This is a genomic window from Rhodopila sp. (genome assembly GCF_035548235.1).
GTDB lineage: Bacteria > Pseudomonadota > Alphaproteobacteria > Acetobacterales > Acetobacteraceae > Rhodopila.
The window spans coordinates 1-21,219 of record NZ_DASZTJ010000038.1 but is presented as its reverse complement, the minus strand read 5'-3'; the positions used below and the strand labels follow the sequence as shown (position 1 = coordinate 21,219).

31 protein-coding genes are annotated in these 21,219 nt (G+C 67.0%); 30 read left to right on the top strand and 1 reads right to left on the bottom strand.

The genetic code is table 11. The features are described from left to right. Positions 1 to 6 precede the first annotated feature (6 nt). The 24 genes from VHB27_RS03165 to rplQ all read left to right on the top strand — a co-directional run bounded on the left by VHB27_RS03165 (position 7) and on the right by rplQ (position 13,153). Complete coding sequence (locus tag VHB27_RS03165; protein ID WP_413788614.1) at positions 7 to 300, top strand: 50S ribosomal protein L23; 294 nt, start codon at positions 7 to 9, stop codon at positions 298 to 300. Between the two features lie 4 nt (positions 301 to 304). Further along, positions 305 to 1,135 carry a 50S ribosomal protein L2 gene (rplB, locus tag VHB27_RS03160; protein WP_325597470.1) on the top strand — a complete coding sequence of 277 codons (831 nt, stop codon included), beginning with the start codon at positions 305 to 307 and terminating at the stop codon, positions 1,133 to 1,135. 3 nt (positions 1,136 to 1,138) lie between these two features. Then, a complete protein-coding gene (gene rpsS, locus VHB27_RS03155; protein ID WP_325597469.1) occupies positions 1,139 to 1,417 on the top strand; it encodes a 30S ribosomal protein S19 in 279 nt (92 codons plus the stop codon). Between the two features lie 2 nt (positions 1,418 to 1,419). Further along, positions 1,420 to 1,824: a 50S ribosomal protein L22 gene (rplV, locus tag VHB27_RS03150; RefSeq protein ID WP_325597468.1), complete on the top strand. Its 405-nt coding sequence runs from the start codon at positions 1,420 to 1,422 to the stop codon at positions 1,822 to 1,824. Next, positions 1,824 to 2,501, top strand: a complete 678-nt coding sequence (gene rpsC, locus VHB27_RS03145; RefSeq protein ID WP_325597467.1) for a 30S ribosomal protein S3 — start codon at positions 1,824 to 1,826, stop codon at positions 2,499 to 2,501. Before rplV ends, rpsC begins: the two co-directional genes overlap by 1 nt. A gap of 5 nt (positions 2,502 to 2,506) precedes the next feature. After that, positions 2,507 to 2,923, top strand: coding sequence for a 50S ribosomal protein L16 (gene rplP, locus VHB27_RS03140; protein WP_325597466.1), 417 nt, complete (start codon positions 2,507 to 2,509; stop codon positions 2,921 to 2,923). A 14-nt stretch (positions 2,924 to 2,937) separates the two neighbouring features. Next, positions 2,938 to 3,144, top strand: a complete 207-nt coding sequence (rpmC, locus tag VHB27_RS03135) for a 50S ribosomal protein L29 (protein ID WP_325597480.1) — start codon at positions 2,938 to 2,940, stop codon at positions 3,142 to 3,144. 13 nt (positions 3,145 to 3,157) lie between these two features. After that, complete coding sequence (gene rpsQ / locus VHB27_RS03130; RefSeq protein ID WP_325597465.1) at positions 3,158 to 3,475, top strand: 30S ribosomal protein S17; 318 nt, start codon at positions 3,158 to 3,160, stop codon at positions 3,473 to 3,475. Positions 3,476 to 3,487: 12 nt separating this feature from the next. Beyond that, complete coding sequence (gene rplN / locus VHB27_RS03125) at positions 3,488 to 3,856, top strand: 50S ribosomal protein L14 (protein ID WP_325597464.1); 369 nt, start codon at positions 3,488 to 3,490, stop codon at positions 3,854 to 3,856. A gap of 25 nt (positions 3,857 to 3,881) precedes the next feature. Beyond that, positions 3,882 to 4,202, top strand: a complete 321-nt coding sequence (rplX, locus tag VHB27_RS03120) for a 50S ribosomal protein L24 (protein ID WP_325597463.1) — start codon at positions 3,882 to 3,884, stop codon at positions 4,200 to 4,202. Positions 4,203 to 4,368: 166 nt separating this feature from the next. Continuing rightward, a complete protein-coding gene (gene rplE, locus VHB27_RS03115) occupies positions 4,369 to 4,908 on the top strand; it encodes a 50S ribosomal protein L5 (protein ID WP_325597479.1) in 540 nt (179 codons plus the stop codon). 57 nt (positions 4,909 to 4,965) lie between these two features. After that, the gene (gene rpsN / locus VHB27_RS03110; RefSeq protein ID WP_325597462.1) at positions 4,966 to 5,271 is read left to right on the top strand and encodes a 30S ribosomal protein S14; all 306 of its coding nucleotides are present in this window, start codon (positions 4,966 to 4,968) and stop codon (positions 5,269 to 5,271) included. A 13-nt stretch (positions 5,272 to 5,284) separates the two neighbouring features. Then, entirely contained in the window at positions 5,285 to 5,683 is a 399-nt protein-coding gene (rpsH, locus tag VHB27_RS03105) for a 30S ribosomal protein S8 (protein WP_325597461.1), read from the top strand. A 13-nt stretch (positions 5,684 to 5,696) separates the two neighbouring features. After that, the gene (gene rplF, locus VHB27_RS03100) at positions 5,697 to 6,230 is read left to right on the top strand and encodes a 50S ribosomal protein L6 (protein WP_325597460.1); all 534 of its coding nucleotides are present in this window, start codon (positions 5,697 to 5,699) and stop codon (positions 6,228 to 6,230) included. Beyond that, on the top strand, positions 6,227 to 6,589 hold the full coding sequence (gene rplR / locus VHB27_RS03095) for a 50S ribosomal protein L18 (protein ID WP_325597459.1): 363 nt from the start codon (positions 6,227 to 6,229) through the stop codon (positions 6,587 to 6,589). The genes rplF and rplR overlap by 4 nt, the downstream gene beginning before the upstream one ends. A 12-nt stretch (positions 6,590 to 6,601) precedes the next feature. Next, positions 6,602 to 7,267, top strand: coding sequence for a 30S ribosomal protein S5 (gene rpsE / locus VHB27_RS03090; RefSeq protein WP_325597458.1), 666 nt, complete (start codon positions 6,602 to 6,604; stop codon positions 7,265 to 7,267). Beyond that, on the top strand, positions 7,260 to 7,442 hold the full coding sequence (rpmD, locus tag VHB27_RS03085; RefSeq protein WP_325597457.1) for a 50S ribosomal protein L30: 183 nt from the start codon (positions 7,260 to 7,262) through the stop codon (positions 7,440 to 7,442). Before rpsE ends, rpmD begins: the two co-directional genes overlap by 8 nt. Before the next feature lies 1 nt (position 7,443). Then, a complete protein-coding gene (gene rplO / locus VHB27_RS03080; RefSeq protein ID WP_325597456.1) occupies positions 7,444 to 7,929 on the top strand; it encodes a 50S ribosomal protein L15 in 486 nt (161 codons plus the stop codon). A 529-nt stretch (positions 7,930 to 8,458) separates the two neighbouring features. Beyond that, complete coding sequence (gene secY / locus VHB27_RS03075) at positions 8,459 to 9,796, top strand: preprotein translocase subunit SecY (protein ID WP_325597455.1); 1,338 nt, start codon at positions 8,459 to 8,461, stop codon at positions 9,794 to 9,796. Next, positions 9,793 to 10,446, top strand: coding sequence for an adenylate kinase (locus tag VHB27_RS03070; RefSeq protein WP_325597454.1), 654 nt, complete (start codon positions 9,793 to 9,795; stop codon positions 10,444 to 10,446). Before secY ends, VHB27_RS03070 begins: the two co-directional genes overlap by 4 nt. Before the next feature lie 282 nt (positions 10,447 to 10,728). Beyond that, positions 10,729 to 11,106, top strand: a complete 378-nt coding sequence (gene rpsM / locus VHB27_RS03065; RefSeq protein WP_325597478.1) for a 30S ribosomal protein S13 — start codon at positions 10,729 to 10,731, stop codon at positions 11,104 to 11,106. Positions 11,107 to 11,192: 86 nt separating this feature from the next. Next, complete coding sequence (gene rpsK, locus VHB27_RS03060; protein ID WP_325597453.1) at positions 11,193 to 11,588, top strand: 30S ribosomal protein S11; 396 nt, start codon at positions 11,193 to 11,195, stop codon at positions 11,586 to 11,588. An 86-nt stretch (positions 11,589 to 11,674) separates the two neighbouring features. Further along, positions 11,675 to 12,706, top strand: a complete 1,032-nt coding sequence (locus VHB27_RS03055; protein ID WP_325597452.1) for a DNA-directed RNA polymerase subunit alpha — start codon at positions 11,675 to 11,677, stop codon at positions 12,704 to 12,706. A 21-nt stretch (positions 12,707 to 12,727) separates the two neighbouring features. Then, on the top strand, positions 12,728 to 13,153 hold the full coding sequence (rplQ, locus tag VHB27_RS03050) for a 50S ribosomal protein L17 (RefSeq protein ID WP_325597451.1): 426 nt from the start codon (positions 12,728 to 12,730) through the stop codon (positions 13,151 to 13,153). A 217-nt stretch (positions 13,154 to 13,370) separates the two neighbouring features. Here rplQ and VHB27_RS03045 read toward each other — a convergent pair whose 3' ends face one another. After that, positions 13,371 to 13,709, bottom strand: a complete 339-nt coding sequence (locus tag VHB27_RS03045) for an acyl carrier protein (RefSeq protein ID WP_325597450.1) — start codon at positions 13,707 to 13,709, stop codon at positions 13,371 to 13,373. 165 nt (positions 13,710 to 13,874) lie between these two features. On the opposite strand from VHB27_RS03045, the gene VHB27_RS03040 reads away from it, so the two are divergent. From VHB27_RS03040 to garD, 6 genes are all read left to right on the top strand, one after another. Further along, on the top strand, positions 13,875 to 15,308 hold the full coding sequence (locus VHB27_RS03040; protein ID WP_325597449.1) for an MFS transporter: 1,434 nt from the start codon (positions 13,875 to 13,877) through the stop codon (positions 15,306 to 15,308). 97 nt (positions 15,309 to 15,405) lie between these two features. After that, on the top strand, positions 15,406 to 16,743 hold the full coding sequence (gene ugpB / locus VHB27_RS03035) for a sn-glycerol-3-phosphate ABC transporter substrate-binding protein UgpB (RefSeq protein WP_325597448.1): 1,338 nt from the start codon (positions 15,406 to 15,408) through the stop codon (positions 16,741 to 16,743). After that, the gene (gene ugpA / locus VHB27_RS03030; RefSeq protein WP_325597447.1) at positions 16,743 to 17,624 is read left to right on the top strand and encodes a sn-glycerol-3-phosphate ABC transporter permease UgpA; all 882 of its coding nucleotides are present in this window, start codon (positions 16,743 to 16,745) and stop codon (positions 17,622 to 17,624) included. The genes ugpB and ugpA overlap by 1 nt, the downstream gene beginning before the upstream one ends. After that, positions 17,621 to 18,451 carry a sn-glycerol-3-phosphate ABC transporter permease UgpE gene (gene ugpE / locus VHB27_RS03025; RefSeq protein ID WP_325597446.1) on the top strand — a complete coding sequence of 277 codons (831 nt, stop codon included), beginning with the start codon at positions 17,621 to 17,623 and terminating at the stop codon, positions 18,449 to 18,451. The genes ugpA and ugpE overlap by 4 nt, the downstream gene beginning before the upstream one ends. Then, positions 18,452 to 19,510: an ABC transporter ATP-binding protein gene (locus VHB27_RS03020; RefSeq protein ID WP_325597445.1), complete on the top strand. Its 1,059-nt coding sequence runs from the start codon at positions 18,452 to 18,454 to the stop codon at positions 19,508 to 19,510. It begins immediately after the preceding gene. A 68-nt stretch (positions 19,511 to 19,578) separates the two neighbouring features. Then, positions 19,579 to 21,219, top strand: a complete 1,641-nt coding sequence (garD, locus tag VHB27_RS03015) for a galactarate dehydratase (RefSeq protein WP_325597444.1) — start codon at positions 19,579 to 19,581, stop codon at positions 21,217 to 21,219.

Sequence of the window (21,219 nt, the reverse complement as noted above, 5' to 3'; positions counted from 1 at the left end):
AAGCCTCTGTCGAAAGAGGCGATGTACGACATCATCCGCTCGCCGCTGATCACCGAGAAGATGACCATCCTGTCGGAGCGCAGCCAGTATGGCTTCCGCGTATCGCTCGGCGCCACGAAGCCCGAGATCGCCGCGGCGGTCGAAGGGCTGTTCAACGTGAAGGTGCTGGCGGTGAACACGATCCTGCAGAAGGGCAAGACCAAGCGCTTCCGCGGCCGTCCCGGTGTCCGCTCGGACATCAAGAAAGCCATCGTGACCCTGGCCCCCGGCCAGATGATCGATTTCACCACAGGGCTCTGAGACCATGGCACTGAGGCAATTCAATCCGGTCACCGCCAGCCTGCGCGGCACGGTGCTGATCGAGCGGTCGGAGCTCTGGAAAGGCAAGCCGGTGAAAGGGCTGGTCGAGGGCCAGCACAGCACCGGCGGGCGCAACAACCACGGCCGCATCACCAGCCGCTTCCGTGGCGGCGGGCACAAGCAGGCCTATCGCGTCGTCGACTTCAAGCGCCGCAAGTTCGACGTGCCGGCGACGGTCGAGCGCCTGGAATACGACCCGAACCGCACCGCGTTCATCGCCCTGATCAAGTATCAGGACAACGAGCTGTCCTACATCCTGGCGCCGCAGCGCCTGAAGGTGGGCGACCAGGTCGTGTCCGGCGCGCGCGTCGACATCAAGCCGGGCAACGCGATGCCACTGTCGGCGATCCCGGTCGGCACGATCATCCACAACGTGGAGATGAAGCTGGGCGCGGGCGGCAAGATCGCGCGGTCGGCGGGCACCTATGCGCAGTTGGTCGGCAAGGACGCCGGCTATGCGCAGATCAAGCTGCAGTCGGGCGAGTTGCGCGTGGTGCGGGCCGAGTGCATGGCCTCGATCGGCGCCGTCTCCAACCCGGACAACATGAACCAGAAGCTCGGCAAGGCCGGGCGCACGCGTTGGATGGGCTTCCGGCCGCATAACCGCGGCGTCGTGATGAACCCGGTCGATCACCCGCTGGGTGGTGGTGAAGGCCGCACCTCGGGCGGCCGCCATCCGGTCACGCCGTGGGGCAAGCCGACCAAGGGCTACAAGACGCGCGTCAACAAGCGGACGGACAGCCTGATCATCCGTCGCCGTAACAAGGGTAAGTAAGAGATGGCGCGTTCTGTCTGGAAAGGTCCGTTCGTCGACGGATACCTCCTGAACAAGGCCGATGCGGCCCGAGCGTCGTCGCGCAACGAGATCATCAAGATCTGGTCGCGCCGTTCGACCATCCTGCCGCAGTTCGTGGGCCTGACGTTCGGTGTCTACAACGGCCACAAATTCCTGCCGGTGCAGGTGACGGAGAACATGGTGGGGCACAAGTTCGGTGAGTTCTCGCCGACCCGCACGTTCACCGGCCACGCGGCGGACAAGAAGGCGAAGCGAGGCTAACCATGAGCAAGCCCAAGCATGCGCGCGGCCTCGCCGACAACGAAGCCCAGTGCATCATCAGCAACCTGCGCGTTTCCCCGCGCAAGCTGAACCTGGTCGCCGGGATGATCCGCAACCTGCCGGCGTCGAGCGCGGTGCACGCGCTGACGTTCAGCAAGCGGCGCATCGCGCAGCAGGTGAAGAAGGCGCTGGAGAGCGCGATCTCCAACGCCGAGAACAATCACTCGCTGGACGTCGACCGCCTGGTCGTCTCCCGCGCCGAGGTCGGCCGTTCCATCGTCATGCGCCGCTTCCATGCGCGTGGCCGTGGCCGGGCCGCCCGCGTCGAGAAGTGGTTCAGCCATCTGAAGATCGTCGTCGCTGAGCGGGCCCAAGGGGACGAGGGTCACGAAGGGGAGACCGCGTAATGGGTCACAAAGTCAATCCGGTCGGTCTGCGCGTCGGCATCAACCGCACCTGGGACAGCCGCTGGTTCGCCGGCAGCGACTATTCGAAGCTGCTGCACGACGACCTGAAGCTGCGCAGCCACCTGCGCACCAAGCTGCGCGGTGCGGGCGTGTCGCGCGTGGTGATCGAGCGTCCGGCGAAGAAGCCGCGCGTGACGATCTATGCCGCGCGTCCGGGCGTGGTCATCGGCAAGAAGGGCCAGGACATCGAGACCCTGAAGAAGGATCTCACCAAGATGGCCAAGGCCGAGGTGAACCTGAACATCGTCGAGATCCGCAAGCCGGAGATCGATGCGACGCTGGTCGCCGAGAACATCGCCCAGCAGTTGGAACGCCGCGTGGCGTTCCGCCGCGCGATGAAGCGCGCGGTGCAGTCGGCGATGCGCCTGGGCGCCCAGGGCATCCGCATCAACTGCGGCGGCCGCCTGGGCGGCGCGGAGATCGCCCGGGTGGAGTGGTATCGCGAAGGCCGCGTGCCGCTGCACACGCTGCGTGCGGACATCGACTTCGGCACCGCGACGGCGAAGACGACCTATGGCACCTGCGGCGTGAAGGTCTGGGTGTTCAAGGGTGAGATCATGGCGCACGACCCGATGGCGCAGGACCGCCGGGCGGCCGAGCAAGCGCCGCAGAGGTAAGAACGATGCTGTCCCCGAAACGCACCAAATTCCGCAAGCAGCACAAGGGCCGCATCCACGGCCTGTCGAAGGGCGGCACCGCGCTGAACTTCGGCACCTATGGGCTGAAGGCGCTGGAGCCGGAGCGCATCACCGCGCGCCAGATCGAGTCCGCCCGTCGTGCGATCACCCGCGCGATGAAGCGTGCCGGCCGCGTGTGGATCCGCATCTTCCCCGACGTCCCGGTGTCGACGAAGCCGGCCGAAGTCCGCATGGGCTCCGGCAAGGGCTCGCCCGAGTACTGGGTCGCGCGCGTCGCCCCCGGCCGCATCATGTTCGAGATCGACGGCGTGACGCCGGAGCTTGCGCGTGAGGCGCTGACGCTGGGCGCGGCGAAGCTGCCGATCAAGACCAAGTTCATCACGCGGATCGGAGACGCCTGATGGCCAAGAACGCGCTGTATAAAGCGGGCGATATCCGCGCGAAGACGCCGGATGAGCTGTCGACGCTGCTGCTGGACCTGAAGAAGGAGCAGTTCAACCTGCGCTTCCAGCGGGCCACCGGCCAGCAGGAAGGCACCGGCCGCATCCGCGAAGTCCGCCGCGAGATCGCTCGCATCAAAACCATCCAAGCCGAACGGATCCGTTCGGCCGCTCAGTCCTGAAGGAGAGAGGGCGATGCCAAGGCGCGTCCTGACCGGGCGGGTGACCAGCGACAAGCAGGACAAGACCATCACGGTTCTTGTCGATCGCCGCGTCATGCACCCGCTGTATAAGAAGTTCATCCGCCGCTCGAAGAAATACGCGGCGCATGACGAAGAGAACCTGTGCAAGGTCGGCGACACGGTGCGCATCATCGAGTGCCCGCCGATCTCCAAGCGCAAGACCTGGACGCTGATCGAGCGGAACGGCCAGATCGTCGGCAGCGCCGACGAGGCCGCGAAGGAGATCGCCGAGCATCACCCGGCGCCGCCGGCGCCCACGCCGGCGGTCTGAGGAGGGCGTCCGATGATCCATGTGGAAACCAATCTGGAAGTCGCCGACAACTCCGGTGCGCGCCGCGTGCAGTGCATCAAGGTGATCGGCGGGTCGAAGCGGAAATTCGCCTCGGTCGGCGACGTCATCGTCGTGTCGGTCAAGGAAGCGATCCCCCGCGGCAAGGTGAAGAAGGGCGACGTGCACCAGGCGGTGATCGTCCGCACCGCCTTCCCGGTGCGCCGCACCGACGGCAGCGCGATCCGCTTCGACAAGAACGCGGCCGTGCTGATCAACAAGCAGCAGGAGCCGATCGGCACCCGCATCTTCGGCCCGGTCGTGCGTGAACTGCGCGGGCGGAAGTTCATGAAGATCATCTCGCTGGCGCCGGAGGTATTATGATGTTCCACGTGTCGGAGACACGATGATGGCCGCGCGCATTCGCAAGGGCGACACCGTCCTGGTGACGACCGGCCGCAGCAAGGGTCAGCGCGGCGAAGTGATGCAGGTTTTCCCGAAGGACAACCGCGCCGTCGTGCAGGGCGTGAACGTCGCGACGCACCACGAAAAGCCGACCAGCATGGGCCAGCCGGGCGGCATCCAGCGGCGCGAGGCGACCATTCACATGTCGAACCTGAAGCTGGTCGATCCGACCAGCGACAAGCCGACGAAGGTCGGGTTCCGGGTTCTGGAAGACGGGCGCAAGGTCCGCGTCGCCAAGGCGACCGGCCAGGTGATCGAGGGCTGATGCCATGAGTGGTTCCAAGGGTAGGGCCGCGCCCCAAGGGGGCGGCAAGGGTGGTGGCAACGCCCCGCGTGGCGCGGGCGGACCGCCGGCCGGCAAGGAAGCGCAGCGCGCGGCCCGTCGTATCGAGGTCGCGGGCGTCGACAACCCGTCGGCCTCGGCCGGCGAGATGCCGCGGCTGCAGAAGCGTTACCGCGAGGTCGTGCGCCAGAAGCTGCAGGACGAGTTCGGCTACAAGAACGTCATGCAGGTGCCGAAGCTGGAGAAGATCGTCATCAACATGGGCGTCGGCGAAGCGACGGGCGACCAGAAGAAGCTGGACGCGGCGGTGGCGGAGCTGACGGCGATCTCGGGCCAGCGGCCGGTGAAGACGGTGGCCAAGAAGGCGATCGCCGGCTTCAAGATCCGCAAGGGCCTGCCGATCGGCTGCAAGGTCACGCTGCGCAAGGCGCGGATGTATGAGTTCATGGACCGGCTGATCACCATCGCCCTGCCGCGCGTGCGCGACTTCCGCGGCATCGCCGGCAAGGGTTTCGACGGGCGTGGCAACTTCGCCATGGGCCTGAAGGAACAGATCGTCTTCCCGGAAATCGTCTACGACCGGGTGGATCAGATCCGCGGCATGGACATCCAGTTCGTGACCACCGCGAAGACGGACGCGGAAGCGAAGGCCCTGCTCAAGGCTTTCGACCTTCCTTTCGCTAACTGAGTATCAAGGGAAAACCAGCGGGTATGCGCTCGATAGGTTCCGGAGGGTTCTGACAGGATGGCCAAGATTTCCAAGGTCAACCGCAACAACGCGCGCGAGGCGATGATCAAGCGCGACAAGGACAAGCGGAAGGCGCTGAAAGACGTGCTGATGGATCGCACGCTGCCGGTCGAGGACCGGTTCAACGCGTCGCTGAAGCTGGCGCAGTTGCCGCGCAACGGTGCGGCGGTGCGCTATCGCCTGCGTTGCGAGGTGACCGGCCGCCCGCGCGGCAACTACCGCAAGTTCAAGCTCTGCCGGATCGCGCTGCGCGACCTGGCCAGCACCGGGCAGATCCCCGGCATGGTCAAGTCGAGCTGGTAAGGGACGCCAATCAATGTCGATGTCCGATCCCGTCGGGGATATGCTGACCCGGATTCGCAATGCGCAGCGTGCCCGCCACTCTGTCTGCATCGCGCCGGCGTCGAAGCTGCGCGAGAACGTGCTGGGCGTTCTGAAGCGCGAGGGCTTCATCCGTGGCTTCGAATCCGAAGAGCTGCGTCCGGGCGTGGCGCAGCTTCGGATCGAGCTGAAATACAACGAGGGCGAGCCGGTGATTAAGGAAATCCACCGCGTCTCCAAGCCGGGTCGCCGCGTGTATTCGAAGATCAAGGAACTGCCGCGGGTCTATGCCGGCCTGGGCATTTCCATCCTGTCGACGCCGCGTGGCGTCATGAGCGATGCCGAGGCTCGCGCCGCCAATGTTGGCGGCGAGGTCCTGGCTCGCGTCTTCTAAGGGATTCCGCGTCATGTCACGCGTCGGAAAATATCCGGTCGAGATTCCCGCAGGCGTCCAGGTGGCCGTCGCCAACGGCTTGCTGTCCGCCAAGGGCAAGCTCGGCGAACTGAAGATGCCGCTGTCGGAGCGGATCGAGGCCACGGTGGACGGCAACAAGGTCGTCGTGAAGCCGAAGGGCAACGAGACCCAGACCCGCATGATGTGGGGCACCACGCGGGCGCTGATCCGCAACATGGTGACGGGCGTGTCGACCGGCTACAGCAAGACGCTGGAGATCACCGGCACGGGCTATCGTGCGGCGGTGTCCGGCAAGAACCTGGAAATCAATCTGGGGTTCTCGCACCCGGTGGTCTATCCGGTGCCGGAAGGCATCAAGATCACCTGCGAGCGGCCGACCTCGATCAAGGTCGAGGGCGTGGACAAGCGCCTGGTGGGCCAGGTCGCCAGCGAAATCCGCGCGTTCCGCCCGCCTGAGCCGTACAAGGGCAAGGGCGCGCGCTACATCGACGAAACCATCCGGCGCAAGGAAGGCAAGAAGAAATGAGCGCGAAGCAGGATCTCGCGACGCGCCGCCGTGCGCGCCTCCGGTTTCAGTTGCGCCAGAAGTCGCATGGCCGGCCGCGCCTGTCGGTGTTCCGCAGCAGCAAGAACATCTATGCGCAGGTGATCGACGACGCGCAGGGCAAGACCCTGGCGGCGGCGTCGACGCTGGACGCCAGCCTGAAGGGCAGCCTGAAGACGGGCGCCGACAAGGCGGCGGCGGCGGCGGTCGGCAAGCTGATCGCCGAACGCGCGCTGGCCGCCGGCGTCAAGCAGGTGGTCTTCGACCGCGGCGCTTATCTGTATCACGGCCGGGTGCAGAGCCTGGCCGATGCCGCCCGCGAAGGCGGGCTGGATTTCTAAGGAACGGTTCGAATGGCACGTGAACCCAGAGAGGGCGGTGACGACCGGCGGCGCGGCAACCGCGATCGCGACCGGCGCGACAGCAACGCCGAACGCGAAGCCGATGACGGCATCATCGACAAGCTGGTCACCATCAACCGCGTGGCCAAGGTGGTGAAGGGCGGCCGTCGCTTCGCCTTCGCCGCGCTGGTCGTCGTGGGCGACCAGAAGGGCCGCGTCGGCTACGGCGCCGGCAAGGCGCGCGAGGTGCCGGAAGCCATCCGCAAGGCCACCGAACGGGCCAAGCGCGGCATGATCCGGGTGCCGATGAAGGAAGGGCGCACGCTGCACCACGATGTCGAAGGGCATTACGGCGCGGGCGTCGTCGTGCTCCGCTCCGCCTCGGCCGGCACCGGCATCATCGCCGGCGGCCCGTTGCGCGCGGTGTTCGAGACGCTGGGCATCGGCGACGTCGTCGCCAAGAACCTGGGCAGCCGCAATCCGCATAACATGGTGAAGGCGACCTTCACCGCGCTGCAGAAATGCGCCAGTCCGCGCTCTGTCGCGACCCGTCGCGGCAAGAAGGTGCCGGAGCTGTTCGGCCGGCGCGACCAGGCCCCGGCCCAGGCATCGGCATCGGCCCAGGCATCGGCCCAGACCCAGCAGCCCCCGCAGCAGGAGGCGCAGCCCAATGGCTAAGGTGCGCGTGACCCAGATCGCCTCGGGCGCCGGCCGCAAGCCGGGCCAGCAGGAGACGCTGACGGGCCTGGGTCTGAAGAAGATCCGCCAGACCCGGGAATTGGACGATACCCCCGCGATCCGCGGGATGATCCGCAAGGTGGCCCACCTGGTGAAGGTGGAGGAGCTGTCCTGAGATGAAACTGAACGAACTGCGCGACAACCCCGGCGCGCGCCTGAAGTCCAAGCGCCTGGGTCGGGGCATCGGCTCCGGCAAGGGCAAGACCTCGGGCAAGGGCGTGAAGGGTCAGAAGGCGCGCGAAGGCGTGGCGCTGAACGGGTTCGAGGGCGGCCAGCTCCCGATCTATCGCCGCCTGCCGAAGCGGGGCTTCAAAAACATCTTCCGCAAGGAATATGCCGCGCTGAACCTGAGCGTGCTGGACAAGGCGATCGAGTCCGGCAAGCTGGACGCGTCGCAGCCGATCACCGAAGCCGGCGTCATCGCCGCCGGCATCGCCCGGTCCGGCAAGGATGGCGTGCGGCTGCTGGGTGGCGGGTCGATCTCCAAGGCGGTGCACATCACCGTGTCCGGCGCGTCCGCGTCGGCCAAGGCCGCGATCGAGGCGGCGGGCGGATCGGTGACGACGACCGTCGCACCGAAGGCCGCGGAAGCGGCGGCCTAACGCGGCTGGACCGGCGGCCGGGAGGCCGCGGCTTCAGCCCTGTCATCCGTCCCGGCCCGGTTTGACTCCGTCCCGGGCGCGGCCTGACCCCGTTCCAGGCGCGTCTTGACCCCGCCTTGGGCCTGGCTTGACTTCGTCCCGGCTCGGCTGCCTCCGTCATGGCCCGGCCTGTCCGGGCCATCTCCGTCCTCAGGGGTGAACGATGGCCCGGTCACGCCGGATCAGGACGATGGTGGCGTTGCTTGGTTGCGGCGGCGCTGCCTGGTTGCCGATCCGGTGCCGAAGGGGCGTGCAGGGGGCGTGTCCGGCGGGCGCTCCGTCCAGGTCTCGGGACCTGAGCCGCCGCGTGCCGCCATGACCGGAAGAAGAGACGCACCCGCATGATCCCGTTGTCGTGCCGTCTCCACGCAACCGAGACCATGCCCGCGATACCGTAAGCCTGGGCGACCGAAGGTCTGGCGCGCGCCGTTCGCGCTTGCTTCGACGCGGCGCCGGACCGATAACAGACCCGACGGAAAAGGGGATTTCGATGGCTTCCGCTGCCGAACAGCTCGCAGCCAACTTCAACATGGGCGTCTTCTCGAAGGCGACCGAACTCAAGCAGCGCATCTGGTTCACGCTGGGGGCGCTGGTGGTTTATCGCCTGGGCACCTACATCCCGGTCCCCGGCATCGACGCGTCCGTCATGAACGAGATGATGTCCCAGCACGGCAACGGCCTGCTGGGCATGTTCGACATGTTCAGCGGCGGGGCGCTGCGGCGCATGACCATCTTCGCGCTGAACCTGATGCCGTATATCAGCGCCAGCATCATCATCCAGTTGATGACCGCCGCGGTCCCCTCGCTGGAGGTGCTGAAGAAAGAGGGTGAGGCGGGGCGCAAGAAGCTCAACCAGTACACCCGCTATCTGACCGTCTTCATCGCGATGTTCCAGGCCTATGGCATATCCATCGGGCTGGAGAGCATGCATGGCACGATGGGACCGGCGGTGATCGATCCGGGCTGGTTCTTCCGGATCTCCAGCGTCATCACCCTGGTCGGCGGGACCATGTTCCTGATGTGGCTGGGCGAGCAGATCACGTCCCGCGGCATCGGCAACGGCACCAGCCTGATCATCATGGCGGGCATCATCGCCAACCTGCCCAGCGCGTTCTTCTCGGTGCTGGAGCTTGCTCGTACCGGCGCGCTGTCGCCCTTGTTCCTGCTGGTGTTCTTCGTGATCGCGGTGGCGACGATCTTCGTCGTCGTCTTCGTGGAGCGGGCCCAGCGGCGGATCCCGGTGCAATACCCCAAGCGCCAGGTCGGCAACCGCATGTTCGGCGGCGATTCGACGCATATCCCGCTGAAGCTGAACACCTCGGGCGTGATCCCGCCGATCTTCGCCAGCTCCATCCTGCTGATCCCGGCGACGCTGACCAGCTTCGCGCAGAACGCGCCATCCTGGGTGCAGTGGATCTCGGGCCAGCTCGCACACGGGCAGCCGCTGTACATGGTTTTGTATGCAGCGCTGATCCTGTTCTTCTCGTTCTTCTACACCGCGGTCGTCTTCAACCCCGAGGAGACGGCGGAGAACCTGAAGAAATACGGCGGTTTCGTTCCCGGCATCCGGCCGGGCGCGGCGACCGCGAAGTATTTCGATACGATCCTGACTCGCCTGACCTTCTTCGGAGGCGCCTACCTGGTGGTGATCTGCCTGCTGCCGGAAATCCTGATCAGCGATTACGGGCTGCCGTTTTATTTCGGCGGCACCTCGATTCTGATTGTCGTTTCGGTTACCATGGACACCATAACCCAGGTCCAGTCCCATCTGGTCGCGCATCAATATGAGGGACTGATCCGCAAGAGCAGGGCGAAGGGACGTCGGTGAAGCTGATTTTGTTGGGTCCGCCCGGCGCGGGCAAGGGAACGCAGGCCAAACGGCTGGAGCAGCGCTACGGGATCGTGCAGATCTCCACCGGCGACATGCTCCGCGCCGAGGTCGCGGCGAGCACGCCGATCGGCCGGGAAGCGAAGGCCGTGATGGAATCGGGCGCCCTGGTGTCGGACGATATCCTGGTGCGCATGCTGGCCGCCCGCCTCGACCAGCCGGACGCCGCCAACGGGTTCATCCTGGACGGGTTCCCCCGCACCGTCCCGCAGGCCGAGGCGCTGGACGCGATGCTGGCCCGGAAGGGCCTGAAGCTGGACGCGGTCATCGAGCTGAAAGTCGACGACGCGGCGCTGACCGACCGCATCGCCGGGCGGTTCACCTGCGCGAAATGCGGCACCGGCTATCACGATTCGTTCAAGCAGCCGGCGAAGCCGGGGGTCTGCGACGTCTGCGGCTCCACCGAGTTCGTCCGCCGCGCCGACGACAACCGGGAGACGGTGGGCGCTCGGCTGGCGGCGTATCACAAGCAGACGGCGCCGATCATTCCGCATTATGCGAAGACGGGCATCCTGCGCAGCGTCGACGGCATGGCGGACATCGACGAGGTGGCGCGGCAGATCGACGCGGTGCTGGAAAAGGCCCGGTAATGCCGGTCGCCGACGCGCGCGGCTGGTGAGGGCCGTCGCCCTCGCGCCCTCGCGCGTCATCCCCCACGCGCCCACGCGCGCTATCCCCCACGCGCCCTCGCGCGCTATCCCCCGCGCGCCCTCGCGCGATGTTGATAAGTCTCCGTTGACTCTTCGGCGGCAGAAACTATAGTCCGCGCCTCCGGCGTGAACCCCCTGCGGGATTGGCGCCGCTTGCGCATTTTTCAGCCCAACAGGGCAGGACAGGCCTGGTCAACGAACCAGGCGACAGGAGAACCGAGCGTGGCGCGTATTGCCGGCGTGAACATACCGACGAACAAGCGGGTGACGATCAGCCTCCGCTACATCTATGGTATCGGCCCCACCAAGGCGGCCGAAATCTGCGATAAGCTTAGCATCCCGGACGAGCGGCGCGTCAACCAGCTTTCCGATGAAGAGATTCTGCGCATCCGCGAACTCATCGACCGCGAATATAGGGTCGAGGGCGATCTGCGGCGTGAAGTGGCGATGAACATCAAGCGGCTGATGGACCTGGGCTGCTATCGCGGCCTGCGGCATCGCCGTGGCCTGCCGGTCCGTGGCCAACGGACGCACACGAACGCGCGGACCCGCAAGGGCAAGGCGGTCGCCATCGCCGGCAAGAAGAAAGTCACGAAGTAAAACCGGCCTTCGGGCCCGTTCATTTCCCCATCCCGGCCGCGCCGTTCTCCGGCGCGGTCGGCAGTTGAAGCAGGATCGAGACACTCATGGCGAAACCCGCCGCATCCGCCCGTCCACGGCGCAAGGAACGCAAGAACATCACCTCCGGCGTGGCCCATGTCGCCGCGACCTTCAACAACACCGTGATCACCATCACCGATGCGCAGGGCAATGCGATCGCGTGGTCGTCTTCGGGCAGCCAGGGTTTCAAGGGCAGCCGCAAGTCGACCCCGTATGCCGCGCAGGTCGCCGCCGAGGATGCCGGCCGCAAGGCGCGCGAGCACGGCATGGAGACGCTGGAAATCGAGGTCAGCGGACCGGGGTCGGGTCGTGAGAGCGCGCTGCGCGCGCTGCAGGCCGTGGGCTTCGCGGTGTCCGCGATCCGCGACATGACGCCGATCCCGCATAATGGCTGCCGCCCGCGGAAGCGTCGGCGCGTCTGACGGTTCTTGTGCACGGCGCGGGCCCTCGCCCGCCGCCGGCGATGACGCTGTCAGCCGAACGCAGGTTCGGCTCGAAAGGTGTTTAGATGAGACAAAGCGCAGTCATTCAGCGAAATTGGCAATCGCTCATCAAGCCGGAAAAGCTGGAAGTCGAGCCGGGCGCCGATCCGGCGCGCGTCGCGACCGTCGTCGCCGAACCGCTGGAACGTGGTTTCGGCATGACCCTGGGCAACGCGATCCGGCGCATCCTGCTGTCGTCGCTGCAGGGCGCGGCGGTGACCGCGGTGCAGATCGACGGCGTGCTGCATGAGTTCAGCTCTGTGCCGGGCGTCCGTGAGGACGTCACCGACATTGTGCTGAACATCAAGCAGCTCGCGCTGCGCATGCACGGCGAAGGCCCGAAGCGGATGACGCTCAGCGCGACCGGCCCCGGCGAAGTGCGCGCCGGCCAGATCCAGGCCGGCCACGACATCGAGATCATGAACCCGGACCTGGTGATCTGCACGCTGGACGACGGCGTGAAGCTGGGCATGGAGTTCACGGTCAACCTGGGCAAGGGCTACGTGGCGTCGGCCGCCAACCGGCCCGAGGACGCGCCGATCGGCCTGATCCCGATCGACAGCATCTACTCGCCCGTCCGCCGCGTGTCCTACCGCGTCGACCAGACCCGCGTGGGCCAGGTCACCGACTATGACAAGCTGCTGCTGACGGTCGAAACCAACGGCGCCGTGACGCCCGAGGACGCGGTGGCGCTGGCCGCGCGCATCCTGCAGGACCAGCTCCAGCTCTTCATCAACTTCGACGAGCCGCAGCAGATCCGCGCGGAGGAGCCGCAGGACGACCTGCCGTTCAACCGCAACCTTCTGCGCAAGGTGGACGAGCTGGAACTGTCCGTCCGCTCCGCCAACTGCCTGAAGAACGACAACATCGTCTATATCGGCGACCTGGTGCAGAAGTCCGAACAGGAAATGCTGCGCACGCCGAATTTCGGCCGCAAGTCGCTGAACGAGATCAAGGAAGTGCTCACGTCTATGGGCCTCAGCCTTGGCATGACCGTTCCGGGCTGGCCGCCGGAGAACATCGAGGACCTGGCGAAGCGGCTGGAAGAGCCGTTCTAAGCGTATTCAAGGAACCATCCCATGCGTCACGGCGTAGCCGGCCGAAAGCTCGGCGTCACCTCCACCCACCGCATCGCCATGCTGCGCAACATGGCGCATGCCCTGCTGAAGCACGAGCAGATCACGACGACGCTGCCCAAGGCGAAGGAACTGCGCCCGGTGGCCGAGAAGCTGATCACCCTGGGCAAGAAGGGCGGGCTGGCCAACCGGCGCCGCGCCATCGCCGAACTGCGGGACGACGTGATCGTCACCAAGCTGTTCGGTCCGCTGGCCGATCGCTACAAGGCGCGCCAGGGTGGCTACACCCGCGTGCTGAAGGCGGGCATGCGCTACGGCGACGCCGCCGACATGGCGGTGATCGAGCTGGTCGACCGCGACCCGGCCGCCAAGGGCCAGGACAGCGGCCCGGTGCAGGCCAAGGAAGAGGCCGAAGCCACCGAGGAGTAAGGGGCCTTTCGCCCCGGGCGCAAGCCGGCCGGGGCATGGGCACCCTTTGGTCGTGTTCGGCGCTGAAGTTGGCCGGGCACGCGCACGCCCCCGTCGTGGCGGACTCCGACTATGGCGGGGTCCGGATACGCCCCCGTCATGGTCGGCGCAGGCCGATTTCTCTCCACCGGCCCCGCAAGGCGCGGATGGCGGGCCTCCGCCCACCATGGCGCCGGGGCTACCCGCAGGCGGGGTTGACCGACCGGCACGTCGCCTCGAACCCCTCGGAGATGAACTCCGGCCGGCGGTACAGCCCCTTCATCCAGCTCGCCAGCATGCACAGCTCATCGAGCTTCAGCACCTCATCCAGCGTCCCGGGCGGGAAGGTCAGGCCGAAGGCGCCGGCGATGATGCCCAGCAGCGACTCGACCTGTTCGATCACCAGGCCGCAATCGGTCTCCAGCACGGCGGTGCGGACCAGGATCGATTCGTCGATCTCGAACTCGTCCCGGATGACCTTCACGATCCACCGGAACATGTGCATCCAGTTCTTGATGTCGTCGGTGGGCGGTGGCACGGCGCGCCTTTGGACTGAGCGTCCGTCCGTCGTCGCATAGAATCGATAACAAACACTTTACGGTCCGGCAGCGAACGCCGGTTTCGCGAAAATTGCGCGCGCGCATGCCCGCCCTGATCCGCACGGGGGTTTCCTGACGCGCACGGCCGCGCAACACTGCGAAAAATGTCAGAGCGCAATCCTACCATCCGCGTTTCGAACGAGACGCGACTGACCGCGGTGATCGTAGCCTGCGCGCTATTCATGCAGAATCTCGATTCGACCGTCATCGCCACCGCGCTGCCGACCATGGCGCGCGCCTTCGGCTACGACCCGGTGCGGATGAACGTGGCGCTGACCTCCTACCTGCTCAGCCTGACGGTGTTCATCCCCGCCAGCGGCTGGGTCGCCGACCGCTACGGCACGCGCAACGTCTTCCGAGCGGCAATCGTCGTCTTCACGGTGGGGTCGATCCTGTGCGGGCTGTCCAACGGATTGCCCGAACTGGTGGCGGCGCGCGTGCTGCAGGGCGTGGGCGGGGCGATGATGGTGCCGGTGGGGCGCCTGCTGCTGCTGCGCACGGCGGCGAAGACCGAGTTGGTGGCGGCGATGGCCTGGCTGACGATGCCGGCGCTGCTGGGACCGGTCGTCGGGCCCCCGGTCGGCGGCTTCATCGTCACCTGGTTCAACTGGCGCTGGACGTTCTTCATCAACATCCCGGTCGGCATCCTGGGCCTGGTCGCCGTCACCCTGTTCATCAAGGACTTTCGCGAACAGCCGCGCGGCGGGTTCGACCTGCGCGGGCTGGCGATCTCGGGCCTGGGCCTGCTGTTCGCCATGGGCGGGTTGGAGACGGCGGGACGGGGGATGGTCTCGGTGCATTTGACCGAGGCGATGATCGCCGGCGCGCTGGTGATGGCGTTCTTCTATTACCTGCATGCGCGCCGCCACCCGGCGCCGCTGCTGGACTTCACCTTGATGCGGCTGCCCTGTTTCGGGCTGTCCTTCACGGCGATGATGCTGTTCCGCACCGGCATCGGCGCCATCCCGTTCCTGCTGCCGATGATGCTGCAGGTCGGCTTCGGCGATTCGGCGGCGCAATCCGGCCTGGTCACCTTCGCCAGTTCGGCCGGCGCGCTGGTGATGAAGCCGGCGGCGCAGCACGCGCTGCGGCTGTTCGGCTTCCGCGACACGCTGATCTGGAACGGCGCGCTGAGCGGCATCATGCTGCTCGCCTGCGCGGCGTTCCGCCCGACCTGGCCCGCCGCGGCGATCTATGCCGTCCTGCTGCTGGGCGGCTTCCTGCGGTCGCTGCAGTTCACCGCCTATAACACGCTGGCCTACGGCGACGTGCCCCGCCAGCAAATGAGCGCGGCGACCAGCCTGTACACCGCCGGCCAGCAGCTTGCCGCCACGATCGGCGTCTCGGTCGGGGCGCTTGCGCTGGAGGCCGCCCGGTCGGTCTCGGGCCATATGACGCCGACGACCGGGGATTTCAGCGTGGCCTTCGTGGTGGTCGGGCTGCTGACCTGTTCGGCCGTGCCGGTCGGACTGCTGATGCCGCTGACCGCGGGGGACGACCTGACGGGACGCCACGCGCCGCAGAAAGCGGGGGAGTGAGCGCAACCGGCCCTTCATGCAACTGTCATCGTTTGGTAATTCTCTTGCAACGGATCGCCACTAACGGCTGCCGGACTGCAATGGGAGGACCCTGACGATGCAACGCCGAACCCTGCTCGCCGCCCCGCTCGCCTTGGCGGCGGCACCCGTCCTCTCTCCCGGTGCCCGCGCGGCGGACAAGGTCACCCTCACGTGGTGGCACGCCATGACCGCCGCCCTGGCGGAGCAGGTCGGCAAGATCGCCGACGGCTTCAACGCCAGCCAGTCCGGCATCGTGGTGCAGCCGGTCTACAAGGGCTCCTACGCCGACCTGCTGACGGCGGTGATCGCCGCCTCCCGCGCCGGCCAGGCGCCGCATGTCGCGCAGGTGTTCGAGGTCGGGACGGGCACCATGCTGGCCGCCGGCAAGGCGGTGAAGCAGGTCTGGGACCTGTCGAAGGAAACCGGCGTCGCCATCGACCCCAAGGCCTATATCCCCGCCGTGCGCGGCTATTACAGCCTCGCGGACGGGCGGATGGCGGCGATGCCGTTCAACTCCTCCACCGCCGTGATGTGGATCAACAAGGACGCGTTCCAGAAGGCCGGGCTGGACCCCGACAAGCCGCCCAAGACCTGGCAGGAAGTGCGGGCCGCCGCCGGCGCGATCAAGGCGAAGAACGCCGCGCCGGTGCCGATGACGACGTCCTGGCCGACCTGGGTGCAGGTCGAGCAGTACAGCGCGCTGCACAACCTGGCCTTCGCCAGCAAGGAGAACGGGTTCGAGGGGCTGGACGCCGTGCTGGAATTCAACAGCAAGGCCCACGTCAAGCACATCCAGCGGCTGCTGGACATGGCGAAGGAGGGCACGTTCAAGTATTCCGGCCGCGACGGCACGCCCGATCCGCTGATCATCTCGGGCGACGCAGCGATCTCCTTCGGGTCGTCCTCGATGCGCGGCGACCTGGTCAAAAGCGCCAAGCACGCCTGGGCCGAGGCATACCTGCCCTATGACCCCGAGATCATCCCGACGCCGAAGAACTCGATCATCGGCGGCGCCAGCCTGTGGACGATGACCGCACCCGGCCGCACGCCGGCGGAATACAAGGCGGTGGCGGAATTCCTGCACTATATCGGCAAGCCCGAGGTGGACGCGGCCTGGGCGCAGAACACCGGCTACGTCCAGGTCACCTTCGCCGGATATGATCTGTCCAAGAAACAAGGCTTCTTCGACAAGAACATCGGCGCCGACATCCCCGTCGAGCAGCTCGCCCGCGGCACCGTCACGCCGAACACGCGCGGCCTGCGGCTGGGCCGCCTGCCGGAGATCCGCAACATCATCCAGGAAGAGCTGGAGAAGGCGCTGCAAGGCGGCCAGAACGGCCAGCAAGCCATGGATGTCGCGGTGGCGCGCGGCAACAAGGTGCTGAAGGAGTTCGCCAGGTCCGTGAAGACCTGATGGATCGCCGGACCGTCTTCAACGGGCGCCTGCTGCCGTATCTGCTGCTGGCGCCCCAGTTGCTGCTGACGATCTTCTTTTTCTACTGGCCCGCCGGCAACGCCGTCTGGTCCAGCTTCATGGCCGAGGACGCGTTCGGGGAGGGATCGGTCTTCGTCGGCCTGGACAACTTCCACGACCTGCTGACCGATCCCCTGTACTTGCACTCCGTCCTGCGCACGGTGTTCTTCTGTGCCGCCGTCAGCGTCCTGTCGCTGGCGATCGGGCTGGCGCTGGCGGTGTTCGCGGACCGCTCGATCCGAGGCCAGGCGGTGTATCGCACGTTGCTGATCTGGCCGTATGCGATCGCGCCGGCGATGTCGGCAGTGCTGTTCGTCTTCATTCTGAACCCGCGCATCGGATTGCTGGGGCGCTGGCTGAACGCGCACGGCATCGCCTGGGACTACCTGCTGAACGGCACGCAGGCGATGGGCGTGGTGATCGGCGCCAGCGTCTGGAAGCAGGTCAGCTACAACTTCATCTTCTTCCTCGCGGGCCTGCAGTCCATTCCCCGTTCGGTGATCGAGGCGGCGCGCATCGACGGTGCGAAGGGCTGGCGCCGGTTCCGCACCATCGTCTTTCCGCTGCTGGCGCCGACCACCTTCTTCCTGCTGGTGGTCAACATCGTCTACGCCGCGTTCGATACGTTCGGAACGATCTACGCGCTGACCCAGGGCGGCCCCGGCAAGGACACCGAGACGCTGGTCATCAAGGTGTTCCGCGACGGTTACATCAACCACGATGTCGGCGGGTCCTCGGCGCAGTCGGTGATCCTGATGCTGGTGGTGATCCTGGTCACCGCGATCCAGTTCCGCTTCATGGGGCGGCGGACGTTGTCATGAGGCAGCGGCCCGACTACCTCGCGCACGCGGTGCTGATCCTGGGCGTGCTGCTGTTCGCGATGCCCGTCTGGCTGATCTTCGCCGGCTCCACCCAGGATTCCAGCGCCATCGACCGGGGCGAGCTGTCGCTGCTGCCGCACCTGTCGGGTCTGGACGTCTATGCGCGCGTCCTGACGCGGGGCGCGTTCGGGGCGCAGCCGGTGTGGCACATGCTGCTGGTCTCCTTCGGCATGGCGATGGCGATCGCGGTGGGGAAGATCGCGATCTCGGTGCTGTCGGCCTATGCGGTGGTGTTCTTCCGCTTCCCGTTCCGCCACGCGGCGTTCTGGCTGATCTTCATCACCCTGATGCTGCCCGTGGAGGTACGGATCATCCCGACCTACACCGTGATGGCCGGGTTCCACCTGATCAACAGCTTCACCGGGCTGTGGGTGCCGCTGATCGCCTCGGCCACCGCGACGCTTCTGTTCCGGCAGGTGTTCACCGCCATCCCCGACGAGTTGGTGGAGGCCGCGCGCATCGACGGCGCCGGGCCGCTGCGCTTCCTGCGCGACATCGTGCTGCCGGTGTCGGGGGCGAATATCGCGGCGCTGTTCGTGATCCTGTTCGTCTATGGCTGGAACCAGTATCTGTGGCCGCTGCTGGTGGCGACGGAGCCGCGGCTGGACACGATCGTGATCGGGATCGTCAAGATGATCGGCGTCGATACGCAGACGGATTGGGCGGCGGTGATGGCCACCTCGGTCATCGCGCTGCTGCCGCCCGTCGTCGTGGTGCTGGCGATGCAGCGCTGGTTCGTGGCCGGCCTGACGGAAGGCGAGAAATAGATGGCCACCCTGGAGTTGCAAGGCCTGCGCAAGAGCTTCGGCCAGACCGAGGTGCTGAAGCAGATCGACCTGTCCCTGGCGGATGGGGAGATGGTGGTGATCGTCGGCGCGTCGGGCTGCGGCAAGTCGACGCTGCTGCGGCTGGTGGCGGGGCTGGAGACGCCGACAGCCGGACGCGTGCTGATCGGCGGGCGGGACGTGACGGCGCTGGACCCGTCGGAGCGGGACATCGCCATGGTGTTCCAGAACTACGCGCTGTACCCGCACATGTCGGTGTTCGAGAACATGGCGTACGGGCTGCGCATCCGCGGCCTGCCGCGCGCCGAGATCGCCGGCCGCGTGCGGGAGGCGGCGGCGATGCTGGGGCTGGAGGCGATGCTGGACCGCAAGCCCCGGCAGTTGTCCGGCGGTCAGCGCCAGCGCGTCGCGATGGGGCGCGCGATCGTGCGGGAGCCGAAGCTGTTCCTGTTCGATGAGCCGCTGTCGAACCTGGACGCCAAGCTGCGCGTGCAGATGCGTGCCGAGATCCGCCGGCTGCAGAAACGGCTGGGCGTCACCAGCCTGTACGTCACGCATGACCAGGTGGAGGCGATGACGCTGGGCGACCGCCTGCTGATCCTGCACGAGGGCCGGCCCGCCCAGTTCGCCACGCCGATGGAGGTGTTCGACCGTCCGGCCGACATGTATGTCGCGGGTTTCATCGGGGCGCCGTCGATGAATTTCCTGCGCGGACGGCTGGAGGCCGATGGGCGGTCGTTGCGGCTGGCGGCCGGACCGGTGGTGCCGCTGACGAAACATTATGCCGGCGGCGAGGTGGTGCTGGGCATCAGGCCCGAACACCTGACGCTGGGGCAGGGGGACCTGCGCATCGCGGTCGAGCTGGTGGAGCCGCTGGGATCGGAGTCGCTGGTCCATGGACGCCTGGCGGGGGACGATGCGGCCATGGTCGTCCGAACCCCTGGCGTGGCGGTTTCGTCTGATACGGTCCTGGTCGGGGTGCAAAGCGAGCACGCGCATGTCTTCGATGCGGCAACCGGCGTGCGGATCGTGGGTGGCTAGCGTCCTGGTGGACATCCTGCTTGCCGCGGGCAAGATGGTGTGACGCAGACATGGATCGATGGACGCCGATGAACGCAGATTTTCCCGGAACCCTGCCTGAAGGGACCACGCTTCAAGGATCGGGGCTCGGCGCGCCGCGCACCATCAAGCTGGACCCGCGGGACAACGTCGCCATCGTCGCCACCGTCGGCGGCCTGGGGGCGGGAACGGTCTTCCCCGACGGCCTGGCGCTGCGGGAGCGTGTGCCGCAAGGTCACAAGGTGGCGCTGGAGGACATCCCGTCCGGCCAGCCGATCCTGCGCTACGGCACCGTCATCGGCACCGCGATCGGCGATATCCCGCGTGGCGCCTGGGTGGCCGAGGCGAAGGTGCAAATGCCGGACGCGCCGGACCTCGCCACGCTGTCGCGGGCGCGGGCGGCGGTCGCCGAACAGCCGAAGCTGGAGGGCCATACCTGGGAGGGGTTCCGCAATCCCGACGGATCGGTTGGGACGCGGAACATCCTGGCGGTGTCGACCTCGGTGCAATGCGTTGCCGGTACGCTGGAATTCGCGTTGGAACGGGTCCGGAAGGAACTGCTGCCGCGCTACCCCAATGTCGATGCGGTGGTGGCGCTGACCCATACCTATGGCTGCGGCGTCGCGATCAATGCCCCTGACGCCGCCGTGCCGATCCGCACGCTGCACAACCTTGCGCGCAATCCGAATTTCGGCGGCCAGGCGATGGTCGTGGGCCTGGGCTGCGAGAAGCTGCTGCCCGAGCGCCTGCTGCCCGAGCGTCCATTGCCCGAGCGTCCATTGTCCGAGCGTCCATTGTCCGAGCGCCCGTTGTCCGATGACGCCCCCGCCAACGACGTGATGCGGCTGCAGGACGAGGCGTTCCACGGCTTCGGCCCGATGGTCGAAGCGATCACCGGCATGTGCCGGGAGCGGCTGGAGATCCTGGACCGCCGCCGGCGGGAAACGGTACCGGTCAGCGACCTCGTGGTCGGCACGCAATGCGGCGGCAGCGACGCGTTCTCGGGCGTCACCGCGAACCCGGCGCTGGGCTTCGCCGCCGACCTCATCGTACGGGCCGGCGGGACGGTGATGTTCTCGGAGGTCACCGAGGTGCGCGACGGCATCGGCCTGCTGACCGCGCGCGCGGCGGACGACAAGGTGGCCGAGGACCTGATCCGGGAAATGGCCTGGTACGACGCCTACCTGGCCCGCGGCGGCGCGGACCGCAGCGCCAATACGACCCCCGGCAACAAGAAGGGCGGGCTGGTCAACATCGTCGAGAAGGCGATGGGTTCGATCATCAAATCCGGCACCTCTCCCATCGTCGAGGTCCTGTCCCCCGGCGCTCGGCCGACCCGGAAGGGGATGATCTTCGCCGCCACGCCGGCCAGCGACTTCATCTGCGGCACGCTGCAGCTTGCCTCGGGCATCGGGCTGCAGGTGTTCACCACTGGCCGCGGCACGCCCTATGGCCTGGCGGCGGCGCCGGTGATCAAGGTGGCGACCAACAGCGTGCTGGCCCGGCGCTGGCACGACCTGATCGACTACGACGCCGGCGGGATCGCAACAGGTGAAACCACCATCGAGGAGGCCGGCTGGGCGCTGTTCCGGCTGATCCTGGACACCGCGTCCGGGCGGACGAAGCCGTGGGCCGAGCGGTGGGGGATCGGCAATGCGCTGGCGTTGTTCAACCCGGCGCCGGTGACGTGA

Excerpts from the sequence above, each read along its gene's own strand:
- rpmD (WP_325597457.1), top strand. The coding sequence starts at position 7,260 with ATGGCTAAGGTGCGCGTGACCCAGATCGCCTCGGGCGCCGGCCGCAAG.
- rpsE (WP_325597458.1), top strand. The coding sequence starts at position 6,602 with ATGGCACGTGAACCCAGAGAGGGCGGTGACGACCGGCGGCGCGGCAAC.
- rplB (WP_325597470.1), top strand. The coding sequence starts at position 305 with ATGGCACTGAGGCAATTCAATCCGGTCACCGCCAGCCTGCGCGGCACG.
- rplN (WP_325597464.1), top strand. The coding sequence starts at position 3,488 with ATGATCCATGTGGAAACCAATCTGGAAGTCGCCGACAACTCCGGTGCG.
- rplE (WP_325597479.1), top strand. The coding sequence starts at position 4,369 with ATGCCGCGGCTGCAGAAGCGTTACCGCGAGGTCGTGCGCCAGAAGCTG.
- VHB27_RS03020 (WP_325597445.1), top strand. The coding sequence starts at position 18,452 with ATGGCCACCCTGGAGTTGCAAGGCCTGCGCAAGAGCTTCGGCCAGACC.
- rpsS (WP_325597469.1), top strand. The coding sequence starts at position 1,139 with ATGGCGCGTTCTGTCTGGAAAGGTCCGTTCGTCGACGGATACCTCCTG.
- rpsH (WP_325597461.1), top strand. The coding sequence starts at position 5,285 with ATGTCGATGTCCGATCCCGTCGGGGATATGCTGACCCGGATTCGCAAT.
- rplX (WP_325597463.1), top strand. The coding sequence starts at position 3,882 with ATGGCCGCGCGCATTCGCAAGGGCGACACCGTCCTGGTGACGACCGGC.
- secY (WP_325597455.1), top strand. The coding sequence starts at position 8,459 with ATGGCTTCCGCTGCCGAACAGCTCGCAGCCAACTTCAACATGGGCGTC.
- rpsQ (WP_325597465.1), top strand. The coding sequence starts at position 3,158 with ATGCCAAGGCGCGTCCTGACCGGGCGGGTGACCAGCGACAAGCAGGAC.
- VHB27_RS03055 (WP_325597452.1), top strand. The coding sequence starts at position 11,675 with ATGAGACAAAGCGCAGTCATTCAGCGAAATTGGCAATCGCTCATCAAG.
- rpsN (WP_325597462.1), top strand. The coding sequence starts at position 4,966 with ATGGCCAAGATTTCCAAGGTCAACCGCAACAACGCGCGCGAGGCGATG.
- rpsK (WP_325597453.1), top strand. The coding sequence starts at position 11,193 with ATGGCGAAACCCGCCGCATCCGCCCGTCCACGGCGCAAGGAACGCAAG.
- ugpB (WP_325597448.1), top strand. The coding sequence starts at position 15,406 with ATGCAACGCCGAACCCTGCTCGCCGCCCCGCTCGCCTTGGCGGCGGCA.
- ugpA (WP_325597447.1), top strand. The coding sequence starts at position 16,743 with ATGGATCGCCGGACCGTCTTCAACGGGCGCCTGCTGCCGTATCTGCTG.
- garD (WP_325597444.1), top strand. The coding sequence starts at position 19,579 with ATGAACGCAGATTTTCCCGGAACCCTGCCTGAAGGGACCACGCTTCAA.
- ugpE (WP_325597446.1), top strand. The coding sequence starts at position 17,621 with ATGAGGCAGCGGCCCGACTACCTCGCGCACGCGGTGCTGATCCTGGGC.
- rplO (WP_325597456.1), top strand. The coding sequence starts at position 7,444 with ATGAAACTGAACGAACTGCGCGACAACCCCGGCGCGCGCCTGAAGTCC.
- VHB27_RS03040 (WP_325597449.1), top strand. The coding sequence starts at position 13,875 with ATGTCAGAGCGCAATCCTACCATCCGCGTTTCGAACGAGACGCGACTG.
- rplF (WP_325597460.1), top strand. The coding sequence starts at position 5,697 with ATGTCACGCGTCGGAAAATATCCGGTCGAGATTCCCGCAGGCGTCCAG.
- rplV (WP_325597468.1), top strand. The coding sequence starts at position 1,420 with ATGAGCAAGCCCAAGCATGCGCGCGGCCTCGCCGACAACGAAGCCCAG.
- rplP (WP_325597466.1), top strand. The coding sequence starts at position 2,507 with ATGCTGTCCCCGAAACGCACCAAATTCCGCAAGCAGCACAAGGGCCGC.
- rplQ (WP_325597451.1), top strand. The coding sequence starts at position 12,728 with ATGCGTCACGGCGTAGCCGGCCGAAAGCTCGGCGTCACCTCCACCCAC.
- rplR (WP_325597459.1), top strand. The coding sequence starts at position 6,227 with ATGAGCGCGAAGCAGGATCTCGCGACGCGCCGCCGTGCGCGCCTCCGG.
- rpsC (WP_325597467.1), top strand. The coding sequence starts at position 1,824 with ATGGGTCACAAAGTCAATCCGGTCGGTCTGCGCGTCGGCATCAACCGC.